This window comes from Neobacillus sp. BF23-41, from assembly GCF_041106275.1.
This window is the reverse complement of the sequence record NZ_JBGBPR010000007.1, coordinates 82,580-101,859: the sequence shown is the minus strand read 5'-3', so window position 1 is coordinate 101,859 and position 19,280 is coordinate 82,580. Positions and strand designations below refer to the sequence as shown.

The 19,280-nt window shown below is 40.7% G+C and carries 19 protein-coding genes and 2 riboswitches; of the genes, 17 read left to right on the top strand and 2 right to left on the bottom strand.

Going from position 1 to position 19,280, the window contains the following annotated elements:
• Positions 1-18 precede the first annotated feature (18 nt).
• From iadA to AB7942_RS13070, 17 genes are all read left to right on the top strand, one after another.
• A complete protein-coding gene (iadA, locus tag AB7942_RS13150) occupies positions 19-1,191 on the top strand; it encodes a beta-aspartyl-peptidase (protein ID WP_369447185.1) in 1,173 nt (390 codons plus the stop codon).
• A gap of 856 nt (positions 1,192-2,047) precedes the next feature.
• On the top strand, positions 2,048-2,452 hold the full coding sequence (locus AB7942_RS13145) for an ArdC-like ssDNA-binding domain-containing protein (RefSeq protein ID WP_369447184.1): 405 nt from the start codon (positions 2,048-2,050) through the stop codon (positions 2,450-2,452).
• Between the two features lie 23 nt (positions 2,453-2,475).
• A complete protein-coding gene (locus tag AB7942_RS13140; RefSeq protein WP_369447183.1) occupies positions 2,476-2,784 on the top strand; it encodes a hypothetical protein in 309 nt (102 codons plus the stop codon).
• Positions 2,785-2,797: 13 nt separating this feature from the next.
• Entirely contained in the window at positions 2,798-3,178 is a 381-nt protein-coding gene (locus AB7942_RS13135; RefSeq protein ID WP_369447182.1) for an NADH-quinone oxidoreductase subunit I, read from the top strand.
• Positions 3,179-3,384: 206 nt separating this feature from the next.
• Positions 3,385-3,484: riboswitch (glycine riboswitch) on the top strand.
• Between the two features lie 347 nt (positions 3,485-3,831).
• Positions 3,832-5,238, top strand: coding sequence for an amino acid permease (locus AB7942_RS13130; RefSeq protein ID WP_369447181.1), 1,407 nt, complete (start codon positions 3,832-3,834; stop codon positions 5,236-5,238).
• A gap of 210 nt (positions 5,239-5,448) precedes the next feature.
• Positions 5,449-5,546, top strand: a riboswitch (glycine riboswitch).
• Positions 5,547-5,694: 148 nt separating this feature from the next.
• Entirely contained in the window at positions 5,695-6,945 is a 1,251-nt protein-coding gene (gene glyA, locus AB7942_RS13125; protein ID WP_369447180.1) for a serine hydroxymethyltransferase, read from the top strand.
• Between the two features lie 14 nt (positions 6,946-6,959).
• Complete coding sequence (locus AB7942_RS13120) at positions 6,960-7,472, top strand: serine dehydratase beta chain (protein ID WP_369447179.1); 513 nt, start codon at positions 6,960-6,962, stop codon at positions 7,470-7,472.
• The gene (gene sdaAA / locus AB7942_RS13115) at positions 7,472-8,353 is read left to right on the top strand and encodes an L-serine ammonia-lyase, iron-sulfur-dependent, subunit alpha (protein ID WP_369447277.1); all 882 of its coding nucleotides are present in this window, start codon (positions 7,472-7,474) and stop codon (positions 8,351-8,353) included. Before AB7942_RS13120 ends, sdaAA begins: the two co-directional genes overlap by 1 nt.
• A 15-nt stretch (positions 8,354-8,368) precedes the next feature.
• The gene (gcvT, locus tag AB7942_RS13110; protein WP_369447178.1) at positions 8,369-9,481 is read left to right on the top strand and encodes a glycine cleavage system aminomethyltransferase GcvT; all 1,113 of its coding nucleotides are present in this window, start codon (positions 8,369-8,371) and stop codon (positions 9,479-9,481) included.
• 126 nt (positions 9,482-9,607) lie between these two features.
• Positions 9,608-10,003 (top strand): glycine cleavage system protein GcvH, encoded by a 396-nt coding sequence (gene gcvH / locus AB7942_RS13105; RefSeq protein ID WP_369447276.1) that lies wholly within the window; start codon positions 9,608-9,610, stop codon positions 10,001-10,003.
• Position 10,004: 1 nt separating this feature from the next.
• The gene (gene gcvPA / locus AB7942_RS13100; protein WP_369447177.1) at positions 10,005-11,357 is read left to right on the top strand and encodes an aminomethyl-transferring glycine dehydrogenase subunit GcvPA; all 1,353 of its coding nucleotides are present in this window, start codon (positions 10,005-10,007) and stop codon (positions 11,355-11,357) included.
• Positions 11,350-12,834, top strand: a complete 1,485-nt coding sequence (gene gcvPB, locus AB7942_RS13095; protein WP_369447176.1) for an aminomethyl-transferring glycine dehydrogenase subunit GcvPB — start codon at positions 11,350-11,352, stop codon at positions 12,832-12,834. Before gcvPA ends, gcvPB begins: the two co-directional genes overlap by 8 nt.
• A gap of 124 nt (positions 12,835-12,958) precedes the next feature.
• Complete coding sequence (gene lipA / locus AB7942_RS13090) at positions 12,959-13,837, top strand: lipoyl synthase (RefSeq protein WP_335438528.1); 879 nt, start codon at positions 12,959-12,961, stop codon at positions 13,835-13,837.
• Between the two features lie 31 nt (positions 13,838-13,868).
• Entirely contained in the window at positions 13,869-14,171 is a 303-nt protein-coding gene (locus AB7942_RS13085; RefSeq protein ID WP_335438527.1) for an iron-sulfur cluster biosynthesis family protein, read from the top strand.
• 114 nt (positions 14,172-14,285) lie between these two features.
• A complete protein-coding gene (gene lpdA, locus AB7942_RS13080) occupies positions 14,286-15,686 on the top strand; it encodes a dihydrolipoyl dehydrogenase (RefSeq protein WP_369447175.1) in 1,401 nt (466 codons plus the stop codon).
• Positions 15,687-15,725: 39 nt separating this feature from the next.
• Positions 15,726-16,595, top strand: a complete 870-nt coding sequence (gene purU / locus AB7942_RS13075) for a formyltetrahydrofolate deformylase (protein ID WP_369447174.1) — start codon at positions 15,726-15,728, stop codon at positions 16,593-16,595.
• Between the two features lie 141 nt (positions 16,596-16,736).
• The gene (locus AB7942_RS13070) at positions 16,737-16,913 is read left to right on the top strand and encodes a hypothetical protein (protein WP_369447173.1); all 177 of its coding nucleotides are present in this window, start codon (positions 16,737-16,739) and stop codon (positions 16,911-16,913) included.
• A 70-nt stretch (positions 16,914-16,983) separates the two neighbouring features.
• On the opposite strand, the gene AB7942_RS13065 is transcribed toward AB7942_RS13070, so the two are convergent.
• Complete coding sequence (locus tag AB7942_RS13065; RefSeq protein WP_369447275.1) at positions 16,984-18,108, bottom strand: cupin domain-containing protein; 1,125 nt, start codon at positions 18,106-18,108, stop codon at positions 16,984-16,986.
• A 79-nt stretch (positions 18,109-18,187) separates the two neighbouring features.
• Positions 18,188-19,138 (bottom strand): fumarylacetoacetate hydrolase family protein, encoded by a 951-nt coding sequence (locus tag AB7942_RS13060; protein ID WP_369447172.1) that lies wholly within the window; start codon positions 19,136-19,138, stop codon positions 18,188-18,190.
• Positions 19,139-19,280: the final 142 nt, after the last annotated feature.

The window sequence follows — 19,280 nt, the reverse complement described above, 5'->3', positions numbered from 1 at the left end:
GACAGGAGGAAAAACGAATTGCTTACCTTAATCAAAAATGGCGAAGTATACGCACCCAATTACCTAGGACGGAAAGACATATTAATTGCAGACGATAAAATCGCATTCATAGATGACAGAATCGCGATTCCTGACCACTTTGCTCCTATTCAAATCATTGATGCGGCAAATCTTTTGGTTGTTCCGGGATTTATAGATTCACATGTCCATATTATTGGTGGAGGCGGCGAGGGCGGATTCAAAACCCGCACTCCCGAGCTGATGCTCACTGATATTACAACTGCAGGTATTACAACACTAGTCGGCTTGCTTGGTACGGACGGGACAACTCGTAAAATGGAAAGTCTACTTGCCAAGGCGCGGGCGCTTGAAGAAGAGGGTGTTTCCTGCTTCATTCATACAGGCTCCTATCAAGTGCCAGTAAAAACACTGACGGGAAAAATCGAAGACGATATTATTTTAATCGACAAAATTATCGGTGTTGGAGAGATTGCAATCTCCGACCATAGATCATCAGAACCCACATTTGAGGAACTGGCTAAAGTCGCCGCTGCGGCACGCAATGGCGGTATCCTGTCAGGAAAAGCTGGCATATTAGAAGTTCATGTAGGGGACGGAGATGAAAAGCTTTCATTACTGCATGAAATTGCAGAAAAAACCAACATTCCGATTCGGCAGCTCCATCCTACACATATCAACCGAAATGAAGAATTATTCAGGGCAGGTATTGATTATGCGAAACGAGGAGGATACGTAGACTTTACCACAAGTACCATTCCTCAGTTTTTGGAAGAAGGCGAAGTGAAGTGTAGCAAGGCATTAAGTATGATGCTTAAAGAAGGGGTTCCAATTGGACGCATCACCTTCTCTTCAGACGGGCAGGCCAGCCTTCCCTGCTTTGACAGCAATGGGGAGTGCGTAGGCCTTCAAGTCGGAAAAGTATCATCTCTATATCACGAAGTGCGCGATTCTGTTTTAGAGGATGACATCCCGCTGGAAACGGCATTGGAGGTCATCACCACGAATCCTGCACATGTGCTAAAGCTTTCAAGTAAAGGCAGCATCCAAACCGGGAAGGATGCTGATATAGTATTGTTGGAAAAAGAAACGTTGGACATTCACAGTGTCATTGCAAAAGGTAAGCTTATGGTAGAAAACAAAGTTCCAATAATGAAGGGAACATTTGAATAAAGGAAGGTTCCGGTGCAAAGATAATGATACTAAAAACTAGCCTCTTGAATTTCTAGTGGGATTCAAAGTTCATCATATATATCTTCAAAGAGGAAGGAGCCTGTTTTGTCCATGATGAAAACCATTCAATGTAATATACGAATAAAAAAGACTTTTAGGAGAAAGCGAGCTTCCTATTAATGCGTATTATGGTATTTAAATATGATAGCAATGGAAAATATAATCTTAAGGTTAGAAGCATACAGAACGACTTTGGGCAGCAGCACTACGGACTGAACAGAAAGGATAAAACCCTTTCTGTCAGTCCGTACGTGTCGCTTCGGCATTAAATGGACCGATAACCACGGTCTGTACGGCTTACGCCTACATTCCGTTGGTTCCTGTTCCATTTACGGCTTACACCGCCATACCGAACGAGCCGAAAATCGGAAAACCGGAAAATCAAAAGATTAAAAGATCAAGAGAATAAATGACAAAAGGAGAGCAGCCGAAACGGCTGCTTTTCTTGTTTATTTTTCCCTTTTGCCTTCCGAATCGTAAAACAACGCAAGCCTTCTAAGCTTCCAGCCGGCAGGACACCCGAACCTTTCCGGCTAGAAGCTAAGAAGGCTAGTCAATCGGTCAAGGGGCAAAAAACTTTTTTGCTTAAAGGCGTTATCACAACAGCAAAAAACTTTTTGTGCGAAGAGCACCCTTGACCCATTGCCTATGCGTGTTTTTCGTTCTACTTGCAAAAGGGGAAAATCATCCCCCTTTGGGGAACTTACTCGCATCGCAAATCAAAATGGAAAAGAAAATCATTAGACCAAACATCAAAAATCTAAAATCAATAGCAAATCAAAGGAGGAAAAACAAGATGACAAAAAGCGTGTATGAAATCATTACAGAAAAAATCATCGGAAAATTAGAAAAGGGCGTTGTACCGTGGCGCCAGCCATGGACCAATTCAAATGCGATCAATTGGAAAACACAAAAACCATACCGGGGAATCAACATTTTCCTAGTGGAGCCAGGGGAATATGCTTCCAAAAAACAGATTTTAGAAGCGGGTGAACGAATTAAAAAAGAGGAACTGAAAAATTCTCATATCATTGTCTACTGGCTTTGGAAAGAGAAAGAAGACGAAGAAACAGGGGGAAAAAAGACCTTTGCTAAACCCTTTTATTATCGAGTTTGGGAGATTACTAAACAGTGTACCTGCACTGTAAGAGGATGTCTAATGCCCATTCAGAGATTTCTTCGGTCTCCATTCCTTGCTTAGGCATGATTCCAAGGGAGGTATGGGTGGCGATAAGCAGGGTGTGTGATAATCTTTTTGTCTATCACCCTGATGAGAGTTGCCACCATTGTGAAGTATCACAGGGGGAAGAGGTATGGAGGAAAGAGTTGGGTGCAGGAGAAGCAATGTCAGGGAATAAGTTTTTGATCACTGCGAGGATTCAAAAATCTAAACAACAACCTCAGTATGATCTTAAACGGCGAGCATTCTTTACGTCATTATTTAGTGAAATCAAAGCAACGAATAAGCTTGCAATTCTGGAAGTGTTTAGGCGGTTCAGAAGTTCAATCGTACTGGGAAAAGCTGCAGGATGATCCCCTTTTTAAAGTGAAAAAAGAAATGACTGCAGTATCCAATAGTATTGTGGAAAGGGTGATCAATGAATCAGCTTTTCCATATATGAATAAACGAAAACTAATTTTAGAGGAAATACAGAAAAGTGAATGGTTAAAAAAACGGAAAGATTATCGGCTTCCGACTATTTTACCAGATTGTAATTTTTGCGGAGCCTGTACAACCCTTTGTCCGACGAATGCATTATCGAAGGAGGAAAAGGATGGCTCCATAACCATCCCACTTCAACCATATAAATGTGTCGATTGTCATCAATGTGAAGATATATGCTTTTTCCAAAATATACTCCTACAAGATGAACCGAATAACAAGTTGCTTTCCAAAACAATCGTGCTTGCAGTAAAGCGGAACTGAAGGGAAGACATTGCCAGGACCATCCAATATGGTGATAAATAATGGCTCAATCAACAGGCACCATTCACTGTTAAAAAGTAATGGAAAAGTTTCTGTTAACAATGCCCTCTGTATTTCTAAAAAATTATAATAATAATTAAATTCAGAAAATTCATTTGACATCATTCATTCGATAGATTAGGATTTAATTATATTCATAATTGCGGATGAGTATTGTGGGAGAGACTAAACACATTGTTTAGCACCGAAGGAGCAAGTCCCAAAAATTGGGCTCAATCTCTCAGGTAAAAGGACTACAATAGGACGCGTCTCTGGAGAGCGCCATGTGCCACCAAAGGAGTTATACTCTCAGGTAAAAGGACAGAGGAAAATGGGGAACGCCTATTTTTCTCTGTCCTTTTTTGTGTGGAGAAAAATAGTAATAAACAAAAAAAGGAGGAGTTAAAGTCAAAACGAATAATTGGAGAGGCGCATCATGATTGACCTGTTGAATATTTATTTCTTAGAAAAATGTAAGCGCTTATTTATGCCGAATTGACTAAATAAATATTAAACTTTCATTGGGATCAATTTGCAATTATTGATATTACATATTATTTAAAGCCATCAAAAAAACTGCAAACATCCTTGAAAAGTAGAGAGAGGGAATTCATATGCAGGAACAAACATTGTCAAGAGGTTTAAAAAACAGGCACGTTCAACTTATCGCTATTGGGGGTGCTATCGGAACAGGATTATTTCTTGGAGCAGGAAAATCAATTCATTTAGCAGGACCATCGATTTTATTTGCTTACTTGATTACAGGGGTCATTTGCTTTTTAATCATGCGCGCCCTTGGTGAACTGCTTTTATCTAATTTGAAATACCATTCTTTTGTTGACTTTGTAAGAGACTATTTAGGTAATATGGCAGCATTTATTACAGGCTGGACCTACTGGTTTTGCTGGATTTCAATTGCAATGGCCGATTTAACAGCAGTTGGTCTCTATACTCAGTTTTGGTTTCCAAATGTACCACAGTGGATGCCAGGATTAATTGCATTAGTCGTTTTGCTAATCATGAACCTTGCAACTGTAAAGCTTTTTGGCGAAATGGAATTCTGGTTCGCATTAATTAAAGTTATTGCGATTCTTGCATTAATTGTTATCGGAATTTTCATGATTATTAAAGGCTTTTCCACAAATTCAGGCGCATCCAGTTTCACAAATCTATGGAGCCACGGCGGCATGTTCCCAAATGGCATAAATGGCTTTATCCTCTCATTCCAGATGGTCGTGTTTGCGTTTGTTGGCATTGAACTTGTAGGACTTACTGCAGGTGAAACAGAAGACCCGGAAAAAGTTATCCCAAAGGCCATCAATAATATTCCTATTCGGGTATTAATTTTCTACATTGGCGCCCTTATTGTCATTATGAGTATTTATCCGTGGAACGCCATCAATCCAGCGAAAAGCCCATTCGTTCAAGTATTCGTGGCGGTTGGTATCGCTGCAGCTGCTGGTATCGTCAATTTTGTCGTTCTAACCTCTGCAGCCTCGGCATGTAACAGCGCCATTTTCAGTACAAGCCGGATGGTATACTCACTTGCCAGAGATAAAAATGCACCAGTACCATTTGCAAAACTTACTTCTCGTCAAGTACCTTCCAATGCATTGTTCTTCTCCACTGTTGTTATTTTAATTGCCGTTGTGTTGAACTATGTAATGCCAGAAGGAGTATTTACGCTGATTACAAGTATTTCTACAGTATGTTTCATCTTTATTTGGGGTATTACTGTCGTCAGCCATTTGAAATACCGCAAAACCAGACCAGATCTAGCGAAAGTGAACAAATTTAAATTGCCGCTTTATCCATTTTCCAATTACTTAATCCTTGTCTTCCTAGCGTTCGTCCTTGTCGTACTAGCACTTGCGGAAGACACTCGTGTTGCTTTGTTTGTAACACCTGTCTGGTTTATCATGCTGATTGCGATTTATAAGATGTTGATAAAGAAGGCGGATTATGCGGATCAGGAGAATTATGCGGATCAGGAGAATCAACAAAAAGTAGCAGAAAATTAAGCGGCAACCCAAAAAAATAACATTTATTAATAATTATTGTTTCCGCTTTCAAAAAAGCTTGACTTAGATTCCATTAACTATTATTCTGAAAATAATAAAAATGAATATGCGGAAGATGGTTGTGGGAGAGTGCAAGTTTACACGCCACCGAAGGAGCAAGTTCCAAAAAGACCCTTGGAACAAATCTCTCAGGTAGATGGAACCACAATTGGACGCAACTCTGGAGAGCGCGTAGACAGTTTACGCCACCAAAGGGGAAGGTTCTTAATCGAACTTAAACTCTCAGGTAAAAGGACAGAGAAGGGTAGAAGAAAGCCATGTGCTACCCTTTTCTGTCCTTTTTTGCGTGCAAAAAAATATGGTTTCGCTTCAGACTTTATCTTGGGAATAAACAGATAAAATCTGAGGTTAAACACAGATAGAGGTAGCTAATACAACGAATCGAGGGGAAACGGTTTGAGTTTACAACAAAATGATTCAACTATTTTTGAAGCAATTAGGAAAGAGCAACATCGTCAGCATCAAACATTGGAGTTGATCGCATCTGAAAACTTCGTAAGCTCAGATGTTTTAGAAGCAATGGGAAGTGTGATGACGAACAAATATGCAGAAGGCTATCCAGGGAAGCGTTACTATGGCGGATGTGAATTTGTCGATGTGGCAGAACAAATTGCAATTGACCGACTAACTCAGTTGTTTGGTGCTAGATATGCCAATGTTCAGCCTCACTCAGGTGCACAAGCAAATTTTGCTGTATTTTTCGCACTGCTTCAACCTGGTGATAAAGTGATGGGGATGAACCTCTCTCATGGCGGGCACTTAACGCACGGAAGTCCTGTCAGTGTTTCAGGAAAATGGTTTGAGGTAGTGTCCTATGGTGTGAGAGAAGATACTCAATTGATTGATTATGATGAACTGGAAGCGATCGCGAAAAAAGAAAAACCGAAATTGATCATTGCTGGTACAAGTGCTTACACTAGAACGATTGATTTTGCACGGTTTAGACAAATTGCAGATCAAGTTGGCGCAAAATTCATGGTAGATATGGCGCATATTGCAGGACTTGTTGCAGCAGGTCTTCATCCATCGCCGGTTCCATACGCAGATGTTGTAACGAGCACTACGCATAAAACGTTGCGAGGACCGCGCGGCGGCATTATTTTAACAAATGATGATGAGATGATAAAAGCCATTAATAAATCGGTGTTCCCAGGGATTCAAGGCGGCCCGTTAATGCATATTATTGCAGCTAAGGCGGTTGCATTCAATGAAGCATTGCAGCCAAGCTTTAAGGAATATGCGAAACAAATCATTCTAAATGCCGACACACTAGGCAAAACATTAAAAAATGAAGGTGCAGCCCTTGTTTCTGGTGGAACGGATAATCATATCGTCCTTTTAGATTTACGTCCGTGGAATTTAACTGGAAAAGAAGCAGAAAAATTATTAGAAGAAGCTGGCATTACTGTAAATAAAAATACCATTCCATTTGATCCACAAAAGCCTTTTGTTACGAGTGGTATTCGCATGGGGACGGCGGCTTTAACGACTCGAGGTATGAAACAGGATGAAATGGTGAAAATCGGGGAAGTAATCGCATCTGTTTTGAAGAGCAATGGGGACAAAGCCGTTCTTGAAAAAGCAAAAGAAACAACCAAAGCAATTTGTGGAGTCTATCCGTTATTTCAACAGGCAATCACAGTATAAGAGGGGGTATGAGGATGGAATTTCAGAGTTGTTTTGACATTATAGGCCCTATTATGGTGGGACCGTCGAGTTCTCATACAGCAGGTGTCGTATCTATCGGGAAATTTATTTATGAACTGTTAGGAGATTGTCCACAAGAGGCCAAGATTGTATTTTATGATTCCTTTGCTGAAACCTATCAAGGACATGGAACAGATAAAGCACTTCTTGGCGGATTGATTGGGATGGATACCGATGATATACGCATTAAACATTCATTGGAGTGGGCAAAAGAGGTTGGCATGCAGTACCATTTCGAATTTGGAGATATCTGTGACCATTATGACCATCCAAATACAACAATCGTGACAGTGAAACACGGTGATCGTGTTGTAAAGGTTGGCGGTGCATCACTTGGTGGGGGCTTATCCAAGATCTTTATGATTAACGAGGCGAAGGTAGATATTCGTTTAAGCGCAGGCGATGACTTTTCAGCCCTTGCTAGTTATTATCAACCAAGAGAGAAAGTACTTGTGGAGGCAATATGATGGAGATTCGGTCGATGAAAGAGCTGATTGAAGCTTGTGAAAGAGAACAAAAAACCATTGGTGAAATCATGTTGATGATGGAAACAGAAAAATCAGGAAGAGACAAAGAAACCATTATTAGCATGATGGAAGAGCGATTGATCAAAATGAAAGAGGCCGTTGATAGCGGTATAAAAGATGCTTCGACTGCACCGAGTGGAATTTCTGGCGGGGATGCCGTGAAAATGTATGATTATGTACATGAAGGTAAATCGCTTTCAGGAAAATATGTAAGCAATGCAATGAGCTTTTCATTGGCAACTTCAGAAAGCAATGCACGGATGGGGGTTATTGTGGCCACGCCAACTGCAGGAGCAGCCGGTATTTTGCCGGGAATATTGTTTTCGCTTCATAAAAATGATGGCACACCCTATAAAGATTTAGTCATGGGATTGTTTACGGCAAGTATGCTTGGGTTTGTCATTGCAAACCGTTCGTTCATTTCGGGGGCGGCTGGAGGCTGCCAAGCAGAGGTAGGATCCGCAACAGCCATGGCAGCAGGAACAATCGTTGAGTTAAAAGGGGGCACGCCACAGCAAGCAGTAAATGCGACGGCCATTGCCATGAAGTCACTCTTGGGTTTAGTTTGTGATCCAGTCGCGGGTCTTGTTGAAGTGCCTTGCATAAAGCGAAATGTGATTGGAACCTCCATCGCATTTTCAGCGGCTGATATGTCTCTTGCGGGGATTGAAAGCCGCATTCCGTGTGATGAAGTGATTGAAGCGATGTATAGGGTCGGAAAAGATATGCCTCGGACACTTAGGGAAACTGCGCTTGGAGGTCTAGCAATAACAGAAACAGGTAAACAGGTAAAGGAACGACTATTTTGTCGGAAATCTTAGGTAGGGGGTCTATCAATGGGGACAGAAACAGCATTAAAGCAAACACCGCTTTTTGAAGTTTATGGAAAATCAGGTGCGAAGGTCATTGATTTTGGAGGCTGGGCATTGCCAGTACAGTTTTCCAGCATTTTAGATGAGCATGAGGCGGTTCGATCAAAAGCAGGTCTTTTTGATGTCTCACATATGGGTGAAGTGCTTGTTGAAGGCAAAGATGCAGAGAGTTACATTAACTACCTTGTCACTAACGATGTAACAAAGCTTAGTATCGATCAAGCGCAGTATACAGCAATGTGCTATCCAGACGGCGGGACAGTCGATGATTTATTAGTGTACAAATTAGCAGATGAAAAATATTTACTCGTCATTAATGCCTCAAACATTGAGAAAGATTATGAATGGATGAAGCAGCATGTAAAAGGAGATGTGACGCTCCAAAATATTTCGAAGACAGTAGCTCAGCTTGCCATCCAAGGTCCAAAGGCTGAAGGTGTTTTACAAAAGTTAACGGAAACAGATCTATCAGAAATTGGCTCATTTAAATTTGCTCAACATGTCAACCTGGACGGAATTACAGATGTGCTCGTATCTCGTACAGGTTATACAGGAGAAGATGGTTTTGAGCTTTATTTAGCCGCTGAACAAGTCGAAGCACTTTGGGTAAAGCTTTTAGAAGTAGGAAGGGAGGATGGCTTAAAGCCATGTGGCCTCGGTGCACGTGACACGCTTCGTTTAGAAGCACGTCTTGCACTTTATGGTCAAGAGTTATTAAGTGATATTAGTCCTCTTGAAGCAGGAATCGGCTTTGCCGTAAAAACGAAAAAAGAAAGTGATTTTATCGGTAAATCCGCACTATTAGCACAAAAAGAGGCCGGATTAAAACGAAGATTAGTAGGAATTGAGGTAACAGGCCGGGGGATTCCACGCCACGGTTATCAAGTAGTTTCGGAAGGTGGAGAGGCAATTGGTGTTGTTACATCGGGAACCCAATCACCATCTTTAAAGAAAAGCATAGGCCTTGCACTAATATCCGCAGAACATGCAGAAGTGGGGACACCATTAAAAGTGGAAATCCGAAATAAGCAGATTGATGCCGTTGTTGTTAAAACACCTTTCTATAAAAAGAGTTAATAGAGTGATAGAGTTCTCTGGTTAACTTGTATAAAGATGATAGGCAGGCCGACTATTACGTAAACTTACATGAAATCAAGATCTGAAGGATCAAACTTGAATTTACAATCGGAAGGAAGAGAAACAATGACTAAAGCGACAGCAAATTTACTATATAGCAAAGAACATGAGTGGGTATTACAATTAGACGGAAATCGGGTACGTATTGGAATCTCTGATTTTGCACAAAAGCAATTAGGAGATATTGTCTTTGTTGAAACCTTAGAAGTGGATGATGAAGTAACAGCGAATGATTCAATGGGTACCATCGAATCAGTAAAAGCAGTTTCTGACCTATACTCTCCTGTATCAGGTACGGTTGTTACTGTAAACGAAGAGTTAGGAGATGCTCCTGAGACGATTAACGAACATCCATTTGAAGCAGGTTGGTTAGTAGAAGTGGAAATGTCCAATCCTGATGAATTGGAATCACTTTTAAATGAAGATGCGTACCAAGCATTTATTAATGAAGGAGAGGAATAAAATGACTTCCACTTATCGATACCTCCCTGATACGAAACAGGATCAAGAGGAAATGCTTGCTTTTTTAAATATTTCTTCGATAGATGAGTTATTTGAAGATATTCCAGCTGAAATTCAACTAAACGGTGAGCTGCCTATTCCAGAGGCAGTGCCTGAGCCGCTCCTTTTGAAAAAAATGAATCAACTTGCTTCCAAAAATAAAAATGCTAATCATTACCCAACCTTTCTTGGTGCAGGAACTTATGATCACTATATTCCAAGTGTGGTCAATCATATGATTTCACGGTCCGAATTTTACACCGCCTATACACCATACCAACCGGAAATCAGCCAAGGTGAATTACAGGCGATTTTTGAATTCCAAACCATGGTTTGTGAGCTGACAGGAATGGATGTCGCCAATTCTTCGATGTACGATGGCTTTACATCTCTTGCGGAAGCTGCATCACTTGCTGTTACATCAACACGACGTTCCAAAGTACTTGTGTCAAAGGCAGTTCATCCTGAATCACGTGCCATCTTAAATACGGTGGCAGATGGCCAAGGTTATATAGTTGAATACGTCAATCTTACTGATGATGAGACAAGCTTAGTGAAGCTGCAAGGACAAATAGATAAAAACACTGCTGCTGTTATTGTTCAATACCCTAACTTTTTCGGTTCCATTGAGGATCTAGCAGAAATTAAGAATATCGCGGATACAAAAGGAGCGCTTTTAGTTGTAAGCGCCAATCCATTGGCACTGGCACTCTTGCAGGCTCCTGGTAAACTTGGAGCAGACATTGTGATTGGGGATATGCAACCATTAGGAATTCCGATGTCCTTCGGCGGCCCACATTGCGGTTATTTTACGGTAAGTAAGAAATTCATGCGAAAAATCCCAGGACGAATTGTCGGGCAAACGAAAGATGAAAAAGGACAACGCGGATTTGTATTAACCCTGCAAGCACGCGAACAACATATTCGCCGTGATAAAGCATCATCTAATATTTGTTCAAACCAAGCATTAAATGCACTTGCTTCTGCGGTTTGCATGAGTGCACTTGGAAAGCAAGGAATTCGTCATATGGCCCAATTAAACTTTGAAAAAGCCGATTACATGGCAAAATCTTTAAATAAAAAAGGCTTTACCATTATGAATAAAGCGCCATTCTTTAATGAATTTGTTGTCAAGCTTCCTCGTCCGGTAAAGGAAGTCAATGCCAAACTTCTTGAGGCAGGTATCATCGGTGGGTTTGATTTAGGAACGGATTACGGTTTAGAAAATCAAATGCTGCTAGCAGTAACAGAGCAGAGGACAAAAGAAGAGATTGACCAATTTATCGAGGTATTGGAGGCAGTTGTTAATGGTTGAATATAATGACCTAATTTTTGAAATCAGTCGTCAAGGACGTGTTGGATCAAGCCTTCCGGAAAGTGACGTTGATCCTGTTGATCTAAATGATAAACTTCCCAAGCATTTGATTCGTGACCTGCCAGCAGAACTCCCGGAAGTATCAGAGTTGCAGCTTGTTCGCCATTACACAGCGCTTTCGAATAAAAACCATGGGATCGATAATGGCTTCTATCCACTTGGTTCCTGTACGATGAAGTACAATCCGAAAATTAATGAAGATGTAGCACGTTTGGAAGGGTTTAGCCGCATTCATCCATACCAGCCAACGGAAACAGTACAAGGCGCACTAGAGGTCTTATATGAATTACAGGAAGAGTTAGCTGTCATCACAGGAATGGATGCAGTGACATTACAGCCTTCAGCAGGAGCACAGGGTGAGTGGACAGGGTTAATGATGGTCAAAGCCTACCATAAGCAAAAAGGAGAGGTAAGAACGAAAGTCCTTGTACCAGACTCTGCACACGGAACAAACCCTGCAAGTGCATCGGTTGCCGGTTTTGAAACGATAACGATTCCATCCAATGAGCATGGGTTAGTCGACATCGAAGAATTAAAGAAGCATGTAAATGATCATACAGCCGCACTGATGTTAACAAATCCTAATACTCTCGGCCTGTTTGAAAAAGAAATCGTAGAAATCTCCAAGGTTGTTCACGAAGCAGGCGGCTTATTATACTATGATGGAGCCAATGCTAATGCCATCTTAGGGAAATCAACTCCGGGACAAATGGGCTTTGACATTGTGCACTTAAATCTTCATAAAACATTTACTACACCTCATGGCGGCGGCGGCCCAGGTGCAGGTCCAGTCGGTGTGAAAGAGAAACTGATTCCGTTTTTACCAGTACCGCGTGTTGAGAAAGTGAATGAGGTATATGTGCTAGACTCGAACCAACCGCTATCGATCGGTCGAGTGAAAGGATATTATGGAAACTTCGGTATTCTATTACGTGCGTACACCTATATTCGTACAATGGGACCTGAGGGGTTACGTCAAGTGTCGGAAAGTGCAGTACTTCATGCGAATTATCTGCGCAAAAAACTTGAGCCGTATTTTGAGGCACCGTATTCACAAATTTGTAAGCATGAATTTGTGTTATCTGGAACAAGACAGAAAAAGCTTGGTGTAAGAACACTTGATATGGCCAAACGTCTGCTTGATTTTGGCTACCATCCACCTACCATCTACTTCCCACTAAATGTAGAGGAATGTTTGATGATTGAACCGACAGAAACAGAGACAAAAGAAACACTAGATGCTTTTGCGGATGTCATGATTCAAATTGCAAGAGAAGTGGAAGAAAATCCAGGTGTCGTATTAGACGCACCACATACTACGGTTATTGGCCGATTGGATGAAGTACAGGCAGCTAGAACACCAATCTTACGTTATACAAAAGAAGAAACAGTAAAAAGAGAAACCGTAATGTCTTAAACGAATGGGTAAACATGAACCACTGAGAATGAAGATAAAGAAGAAAATAAATTTTCTCACGATGTCATTCTCGGTGGTTTAATATAAACCAAAAACTTCATGACTGTTCATAGGAGTGGAAGATATGTCTATTGATTATGTTCGCAAACCGGAATGGCTAAAAATAAAATTAAATACGAATGAACAATATACTGGCCTAAAAAAAATGATGCGTGAAAAAAAGCTACATACGGTCTGTGAAGAAGCGAAATGCCCAAACATTCATGAATGCTGGGCTGAACGTAAAACCGCAACCTTTATGATTTTAGGAAGTGTATGCACGCGTGCCTGCCGATTCTGTGCGGTTCAAACAGGGCTGCCGACAGAGCTTGATTGGGAAGAGCCAGAACGTGTTGCTGAATCAGTGGAGCAGATGGGCTTAAAGCATGTCGTGATTACAGCGGTTGCTCGTGATGATTTAAAAGATGGAGGAGCCGGGGTATTTGCTGAAACGGTACGGGCAGTAAGACGTCGCAATCCATTCTGTAGCATTGAAGTCCTCCCGTCCGATATGAAGGGTGAATATGACAACTTAAAAACATTAATGGATGCCAGGCCAGCCATTTTAAATCACAATATTGAGACAGTGAAACGTTTATCACCTAGAATTCGTTCACGGGCAACTTACGAACGTTCCCTTGAGTTTTTGAGACGAGCAAAAGAAATGAATGCTACTATTCCAACAAAATCAAGCATTATGATTGGTCTAGGAGAAACAAAAGAAGAAATTATAGAAACGATGGACGATCTTCGTGCAAACAATGTAGATATTATGACAATCGGTCAATATTTGCAACCAACCAAACATCATCTTAAAGTCCAAAAATATTGGAGTCCACAAGAGTTTGAAGAACTAAAGATGATTGCCATGTCAAAAGGCTTTAGTCATTGCGAAGCAGGTCCGCTGGTTCGCTCTTCTTATCATGCAGACGAACAGGTTAATGCAGCAAAAGTGAATGCTTAATCACTTAAAATAAGGGGAGAGAGGTCCAACTATGATAAAAATGACAAATGAAGCCATGAACAAGCTAAAGGAAATGGTAGTCAATGGAGACCAGACTCCCCGGATTGACGCCGAAGTCGCTGGCGGATGCGGAATGACTGTTAAGTTTTCCATTGTATTTGATGAACCACGACGAAACGATTTAACCATTGAGATGGATGGGATTCAAATTAGGCTGGATCGTTTTACAAGACGCTATATTAATGAAGAAACACAAATCGATTATAGCGCCGAACACGGTTTTCTAGTTGGAGAAAGCTTTGCCTCTAGTGCATGTGCAATTGAAATTGTTTAATAGGTACATTGTTGATGGGGAATACGGATTGGAGTTTTGAACTGTTTTATGATGATATTAAACCAAGTTTTCCTATAGATATGAATACATATTTTTATTAAAGGAGACACGAAGATGACAAAAGAATATGATGTTGTTATTATCGGCGGTGGAACAGGAGGGTACGTTGCTGCCATTCGAGCTTCACAATTAGGTTTAAAAGCGGCGGTAATTGAAAAAGGAAAAATCGGTGGAACATGCCTTCATGCTGGTTGTATCCCTAGTAAGGCTTTATTAAGAAGCGCAGAAGTGTACGCTCAAACAAAAAATGTAGATAAGTATGGTGTCATTGCCTCAGAAGTTGGACTTGATTTCTCAAAAGTACAGGCTCGGAAAGAAGAAATTACGGCTCAGCTATTTAAAGGTGTCCAACATTTAATGAAAAAAGGAAAGATCGATGTTTATGATGGGAAAGGTAGTATCTTGCAGTCAAACGATGTTCTAGTGGAATTGAATAATCAAGAAGAGGAAATCATTTTAAGCCCCAGGAATATTTTGATTGCAACAGGCTCTCGTCCAAGAACACTCCATGGCCTAGAAGTAGATGAAAGCTATGTGATGACATCGGATGAAGCCTTGAAAATGGAGACGCTTCCAAATTCGATTATTATTGTTGGGGGCGGAGTAATTGGAATCGAATGGGCATCGATGCTCGTGGACTTCGGATTACAAGTAACCGTACTTGAATATGCCGATCGTATATTACCAACAGAAGATCAAGATGTATCAAAGGAAATCCAGCGTTTAATGAAGAAAAAAGGTGTGAAAATCGTCACTAGTGCAAAAGTGCTCCCTGAGACACTTGAAAAAGGTGAGGGTGTTTCGATTAAAGCGGAGCATAAAGGAAAAGAAATGCCATTTTCTGCTGATAAGCTTTTAGTTTCCGTAGGGCGATTACCAAATACGGAAGGCCTTGGGCTTGAAAATACTACCATTGATCTGGATCGTGATTTTATTAAAACAAATGAATTTTATCAAACGAATGAACCAAACATTTACGCTATAGGTGATGTGATTGGCGGCCTGCAGCTTGCCCATGTTGCCTCACATGAAGGGATCATCGCGATTGAACATATGTCAGGTGAAAACCCTGCACCACTTGATCCGACTCTTGTTTCAAAATGTGTATACAGCAGCCCAGAAGTAGCCAGTGTTGGGCTCACAGAAGGAGAAGCAAAGGGAAAAGGGTATCAAGTAAAAACTGGTAAATTTTCATTCCGTGCCATCGGAAAAGCATTGGTTTTTGGTGAATCAGATGGTTTTGTCAAACTGGTTGTTGAAGAAGGAACGAATAAGCTGTTAGGAGCCCATATGGTAGGTCCACATGTAACCGATATGATTACAGAAATAGGCCTCGCTCGTGTATTAAACGCAACCGCCATGGATATTGCTCATACGATCCATCCCCACCCGACATTGGCTGAAGCAATTGGTGAAGCTGCTCTTGCCGTATATGGAAAGGCAATTCATGCATAAAATAATATCAATCAAAATCTTAAGGATGGTGGAAGAGCAATGAACACAAAGGTAAAGCTGAACCGTGCAAAATTATTAATTTCTTGTCCGGAAAAGCCGGGGATTATCTCTACGGTAACGAATTTTTTATTAGAACACAAAGCGAATATTGTACATTTTGACCAACATACAACGGATCCACAAGCAGGAATATTCTTTATGCGGATCGAGTTTGATTTGGAAGAATTTGATTCTACATTTGAAAAACTTGAAAAAGATCTACATGTGATGGCGCGGGATTATTCTTTGGATTGGCAATTGAGCAGTAATGAAAGAAGAAAGCGAATGGCCATCTTTGTTTCCAAAGCGGACCACTGTCTCAGTGAGCTTTTATGGCGGTGGAAATCTAATGAAATTCCTGTGGATATCCCTATGGTGATCAGTAATCATACTGATTTAAAAGAATTGGTGGAGGGTTATGGCATCCCTTTTTATCATATCCCGCTGTCTCAAGAAACGAAAGGAGATGCCGAACAGAAAGCACTTGAACTATTGAAAGGGAAAGTAGATTTTATTGTTCTGGCCAGGTATATGCAAATTCTTTCTCCTAATTTCATTTCGCATTATCCTAAACAAATCATTAACATCCATCACTCATTCTTACCGGCTTTTGTTGGGGCAAATCCTTATGTAAGAGCGTTTAACCGAGGGGTGAAGTTAATAGGAGCAACTGCCCATTATGTAACAAATGATCTTGATGAAGGACCAATTATTGAACAAGATGTACAGCGTATTAATCATCGCTATACAGTAGCGGATTTAAAGACTGCGGGACGTCATGTGGAAAAAAGAGTTCTCGCCGAAGCCGTTTCCTGGCATGTTGAAGATAAAGTACTTGTTCATGGTAATAAAACGATTGTATTTGCATGAGTTGATTTCATAAGGCCCTGTTTAAATGATCATTTGGTATCGATTGATAGGAGCCTAAAAATGGCTGAAAAGATAAGGAAGATGGGATATCGGGGGACTTTCGGAAACACATGTAAACGAAGATCCTAGGAGATGGTGCTAATGGCAGGAGATGAACATGTACTGGACTTTATTCATATCGTTTTAGCTATTCTTTGGATATTGATTTTTCTTCAAAATAAACGAAAGCGTACGGTAAACTACTCACATATCATGCTGCTGCTTTTTGCCGTGGGTATATTACTTAATTCATTAGTGAAGTGGTCATACCTTCAATAGGTTAGGGAAGTTTCAAATTAGCAAATAATCAAAAAAACGCTCAATGTGAGCGTTTTTTTTAATCATTCTATTAACGGAAGTCCGCTTTAAATTCGCCAGTCATTTTTTGGTGGCCGTTGTTTTCTTCAAACAATTGCTCTTGTTCTAAGTCGAAACGGTTCATAATTGGTAAATCGTTTACTGAGAAGAGGTAAGAGTCTTCTGATGCAAAGTGTTCATACCAAGCCCAGTTTGGAACAACGAAGTAATCACCTTTTTTCCAATCGAAGCGAATGCCATTAATGACTGTGTGACCTGAACCTTTGTGTACTTGGTAAACAGTTGAGTGTGTATGGCGTAATGCCTTGGTATGGAACCCATGTGGTAAATGCTGCATTCGAGTGCCAAGCGTCGGGTTCGCCGATTTACCTGTAGATGGGTTAATGTAATCTACTGCATATCCATGGTTTGGATTTGGATCGAATTCCATCAAGCCTTTAATTCCTTCTACCGTTCGATCCCATTTATAATTAGCAAGTGGAGCAACTGTGAATTTTTCATCACCAACAGGACGAACCATGCCGCCACGATAACGGATCTCTGAAAAGTTATCTGGAATATCTGGTTGTTGTAAACCATCTTCATAAGGTTCAAAGAAGGTACCACCGATTGCGTAAAGAGTAGGGATATCTAAAGCATCCATCCAATACATCGGCTCTGTACCTAAATGGGCATGCCCATGCCATAAGCCCTTTGGAGTAATTAAAAAGTCGCCTTCTTCCATGAAAATACGCTGACCTTGTACGATTGTGTATGCACCTGATCCTTCAGAAATGAAGCGCAAGGCACTTTGTGAGTGACGGTGAGAGGGAGCTTGCTCACCAGGCAATAACATTTGAATAGCTGCATAAATCGTTTGAGTAGTAGATCCCCATCCCCAAGGTTCACGATAAGTTAAGCCTGGATTTTGGAAATAAATCGCACGACGTTCCCCACCGCGTTCTGGTGTGAAGATTTGAGCGGCTTCAGCCATTTTCTTTTTGAGTAATTCATCGCTCCAAAGATATGCTTGTGCCTGAGGCTTTGGCGTTTTGTGCATAATTGCTGGAATTGCTTCCCAAAGAGGTCCTAAGTTGTATTGTTGAATATCTCTTGTGTAATCGGTTACAATTGAGCTTTTCATAAACTCCTGAACTTCTGGATTTACTTCAGCCATTTCACATTCTCCTTTATTATTCAAATTTATATCGAAAAGGGGGGGCAGCGTATGCTGCTAGACCCCATGCAAATCCTAATTATACAGTGGCTAAGACATCTGTCGCCTTTACCTTATTTTCAAGCGCACCAAGTTGGTCGATCTCAATCCGAACGACGTCTCCATCTTTTAAGAATTGCGGAGGATTCATCGCAACTCCAACACCCCCAGGAGTTCCTGTTAAAACAACATCCCCTGGCTCTAATGTCATTAAATTGGATAAGAAAGCTACTAATTTTTGAACGGAGAATACTAGATTCGCAGTATTTGTTTTTTGACGTATTTCCCCATTTACTTTTAGAACAACATCTAAGCCAGATGGATTTTGTAACTCATCGGAAGTTACTAAATAGGGTCCAATCGGTGCACTACCTTCAACTGTTTTTCCTTGTAACCATTGAAGAGTGCGCCGTTGAATATCACGATAGGTGACGTCGTTTGTAATGGTATAACCTGCTACATAGTCTAATGCATCTTCTTCGGAAACATTGCGTGCTTGTTTGCCAACAACAAAAGTAAACTCGGCTTCATAGTCAAGTTGGTCTGAAATTGGATAGTGTGGAATATCGTCCTCGGGTCCTAAAATGGTATTAGCGAATTTTGCAAAAATAACTGGGTGGGTTGGGAGTTCACGACCCATTTCTAGAATGTGCTCGCGGTAGTTGTGACCAACACAAATAATTTTGCCTGGCCGTTGAACAGGTGCTTCTACCTTAACATCCTCGAGATTGTAAATCACTTTTTTATCAAAGCTTTCAGGATTAGCTAATATGAAATCGATTGCATTTTGCGCTAGTTGCAGTGATTCTTTACCACCTTGGTATAACTCGTCTGTATTTTCTGGCACATATGCTTTTGCGATGGCTTCGAAACGGTATTTTCCTTCTGCTTTTAACTGTGCTTGGTACGCATAGTTTAAGTCGATTACTTGGTTGTCCACGATTGCCCCTGCACGAGTATGCCCAGCGACAGTAAAATTAATAAGTTTCATTGTTGTCCTCCTCGTTTTCACTAATTGTGAAACTAGTTCACTATTTATAAAAAATATTAATAGGTTTTGATAAGATTGTCAATATTATTTGTTTTCAGAAAAAATAAAATCCTATTATCATTTCATCTCTCCCCAAATATCC

What these genes read in the sequence shown, in the direction of transcription:
- AB7942_RS13145 (WP_369447184.1), top strand. Translation starts at nt 2,048, where the DNA reads ATGACAAAAAGCGTGTATGAAATCATTACAGAAAAAATCATCGGAAAA.
- AB7942_RS13130 (WP_369447181.1), top strand. Translation starts at nt 3,832, where the DNA reads ATGCAGGAACAAACATTGTCAAGAGGTTTAAAAAACAGGCACGTTCAA.
- AB7942_RS13120 (WP_369447179.1), top strand. Translation starts at nt 6,960, where the DNA reads ATGGAATTTCAGAGTTGTTTTGACATTATAGGCCCTATTATGGTGGGA.
- sdaAA (WP_369447277.1), top strand. Translation starts at nt 7,472, where the DNA reads ATGGAGATTCGGTCGATGAAAGAGCTGATTGAAGCTTGTGAAAGAGAA.
- gcvT (WP_369447178.1), top strand. Translation starts at nt 8,369, where the DNA reads ATGGGGACAGAAACAGCATTAAAGCAAACACCGCTTTTTGAAGTTTAT.
- gcvH (WP_369447276.1), top strand. Translation starts at nt 9,608, where the DNA reads ATGACTAAAGCGACAGCAAATTTACTATATAGCAAAGAACATGAGTGG.
- gcvPA (WP_369447177.1), top strand. Translation starts at nt 10,005, where the DNA reads ATGACTTCCACTTATCGATACCTCCCTGATACGAAACAGGATCAAGAG.
- gcvPB (WP_369447176.1), top strand. Translation starts at nt 11,350, where the DNA reads ATGGTTGAATATAATGACCTAATTTTTGAAATCAGTCGTCAAGGACGT.
- lipA (WP_335438528.1), top strand. Translation starts at nt 12,959, where the DNA reads ATGTCTATTGATTATGTTCGCAAACCGGAATGGCTAAAAATAAAATTA.
- AB7942_RS13085 (WP_335438527.1), top strand. Translation starts at nt 13,869, where the DNA reads ATGATAAAAATGACAAATGAAGCCATGAACAAGCTAAAGGAAATGGTA.
- lpdA (WP_369447175.1), top strand. Translation starts at nt 14,286, where the DNA reads ATGACAAAAGAATATGATGTTGTTATTATCGGCGGTGGAACAGGAGGG.
- purU (WP_369447174.1), top strand. Translation starts at nt 15,726, where the DNA reads ATGAACACAAAGGTAAAGCTGAACCGTGCAAAATTATTAATTTCTTGT.
- AB7942_RS13070 (WP_369447173.1), top strand. Translation starts at nt 16,737, where the DNA reads ATGGCAGGAGATGAACATGTACTGGACTTTATTCATATCGTTTTAGCT.
- AB7942_RS13065 (WP_369447275.1), bottom strand. Translation starts at nt 18,108, where the DNA reads ATGGCTGAAGTAAATCCAGAAGTTCAGGAGTTTATGAAAAGCTCAATT.
- AB7942_RS13060 (WP_369447172.1), bottom strand. Translation starts at nt 19,138, where the DNA reads ATGAAACTTATTAATTTTACTGTCGCTGGGCATACTCGTGCAGGGGCA.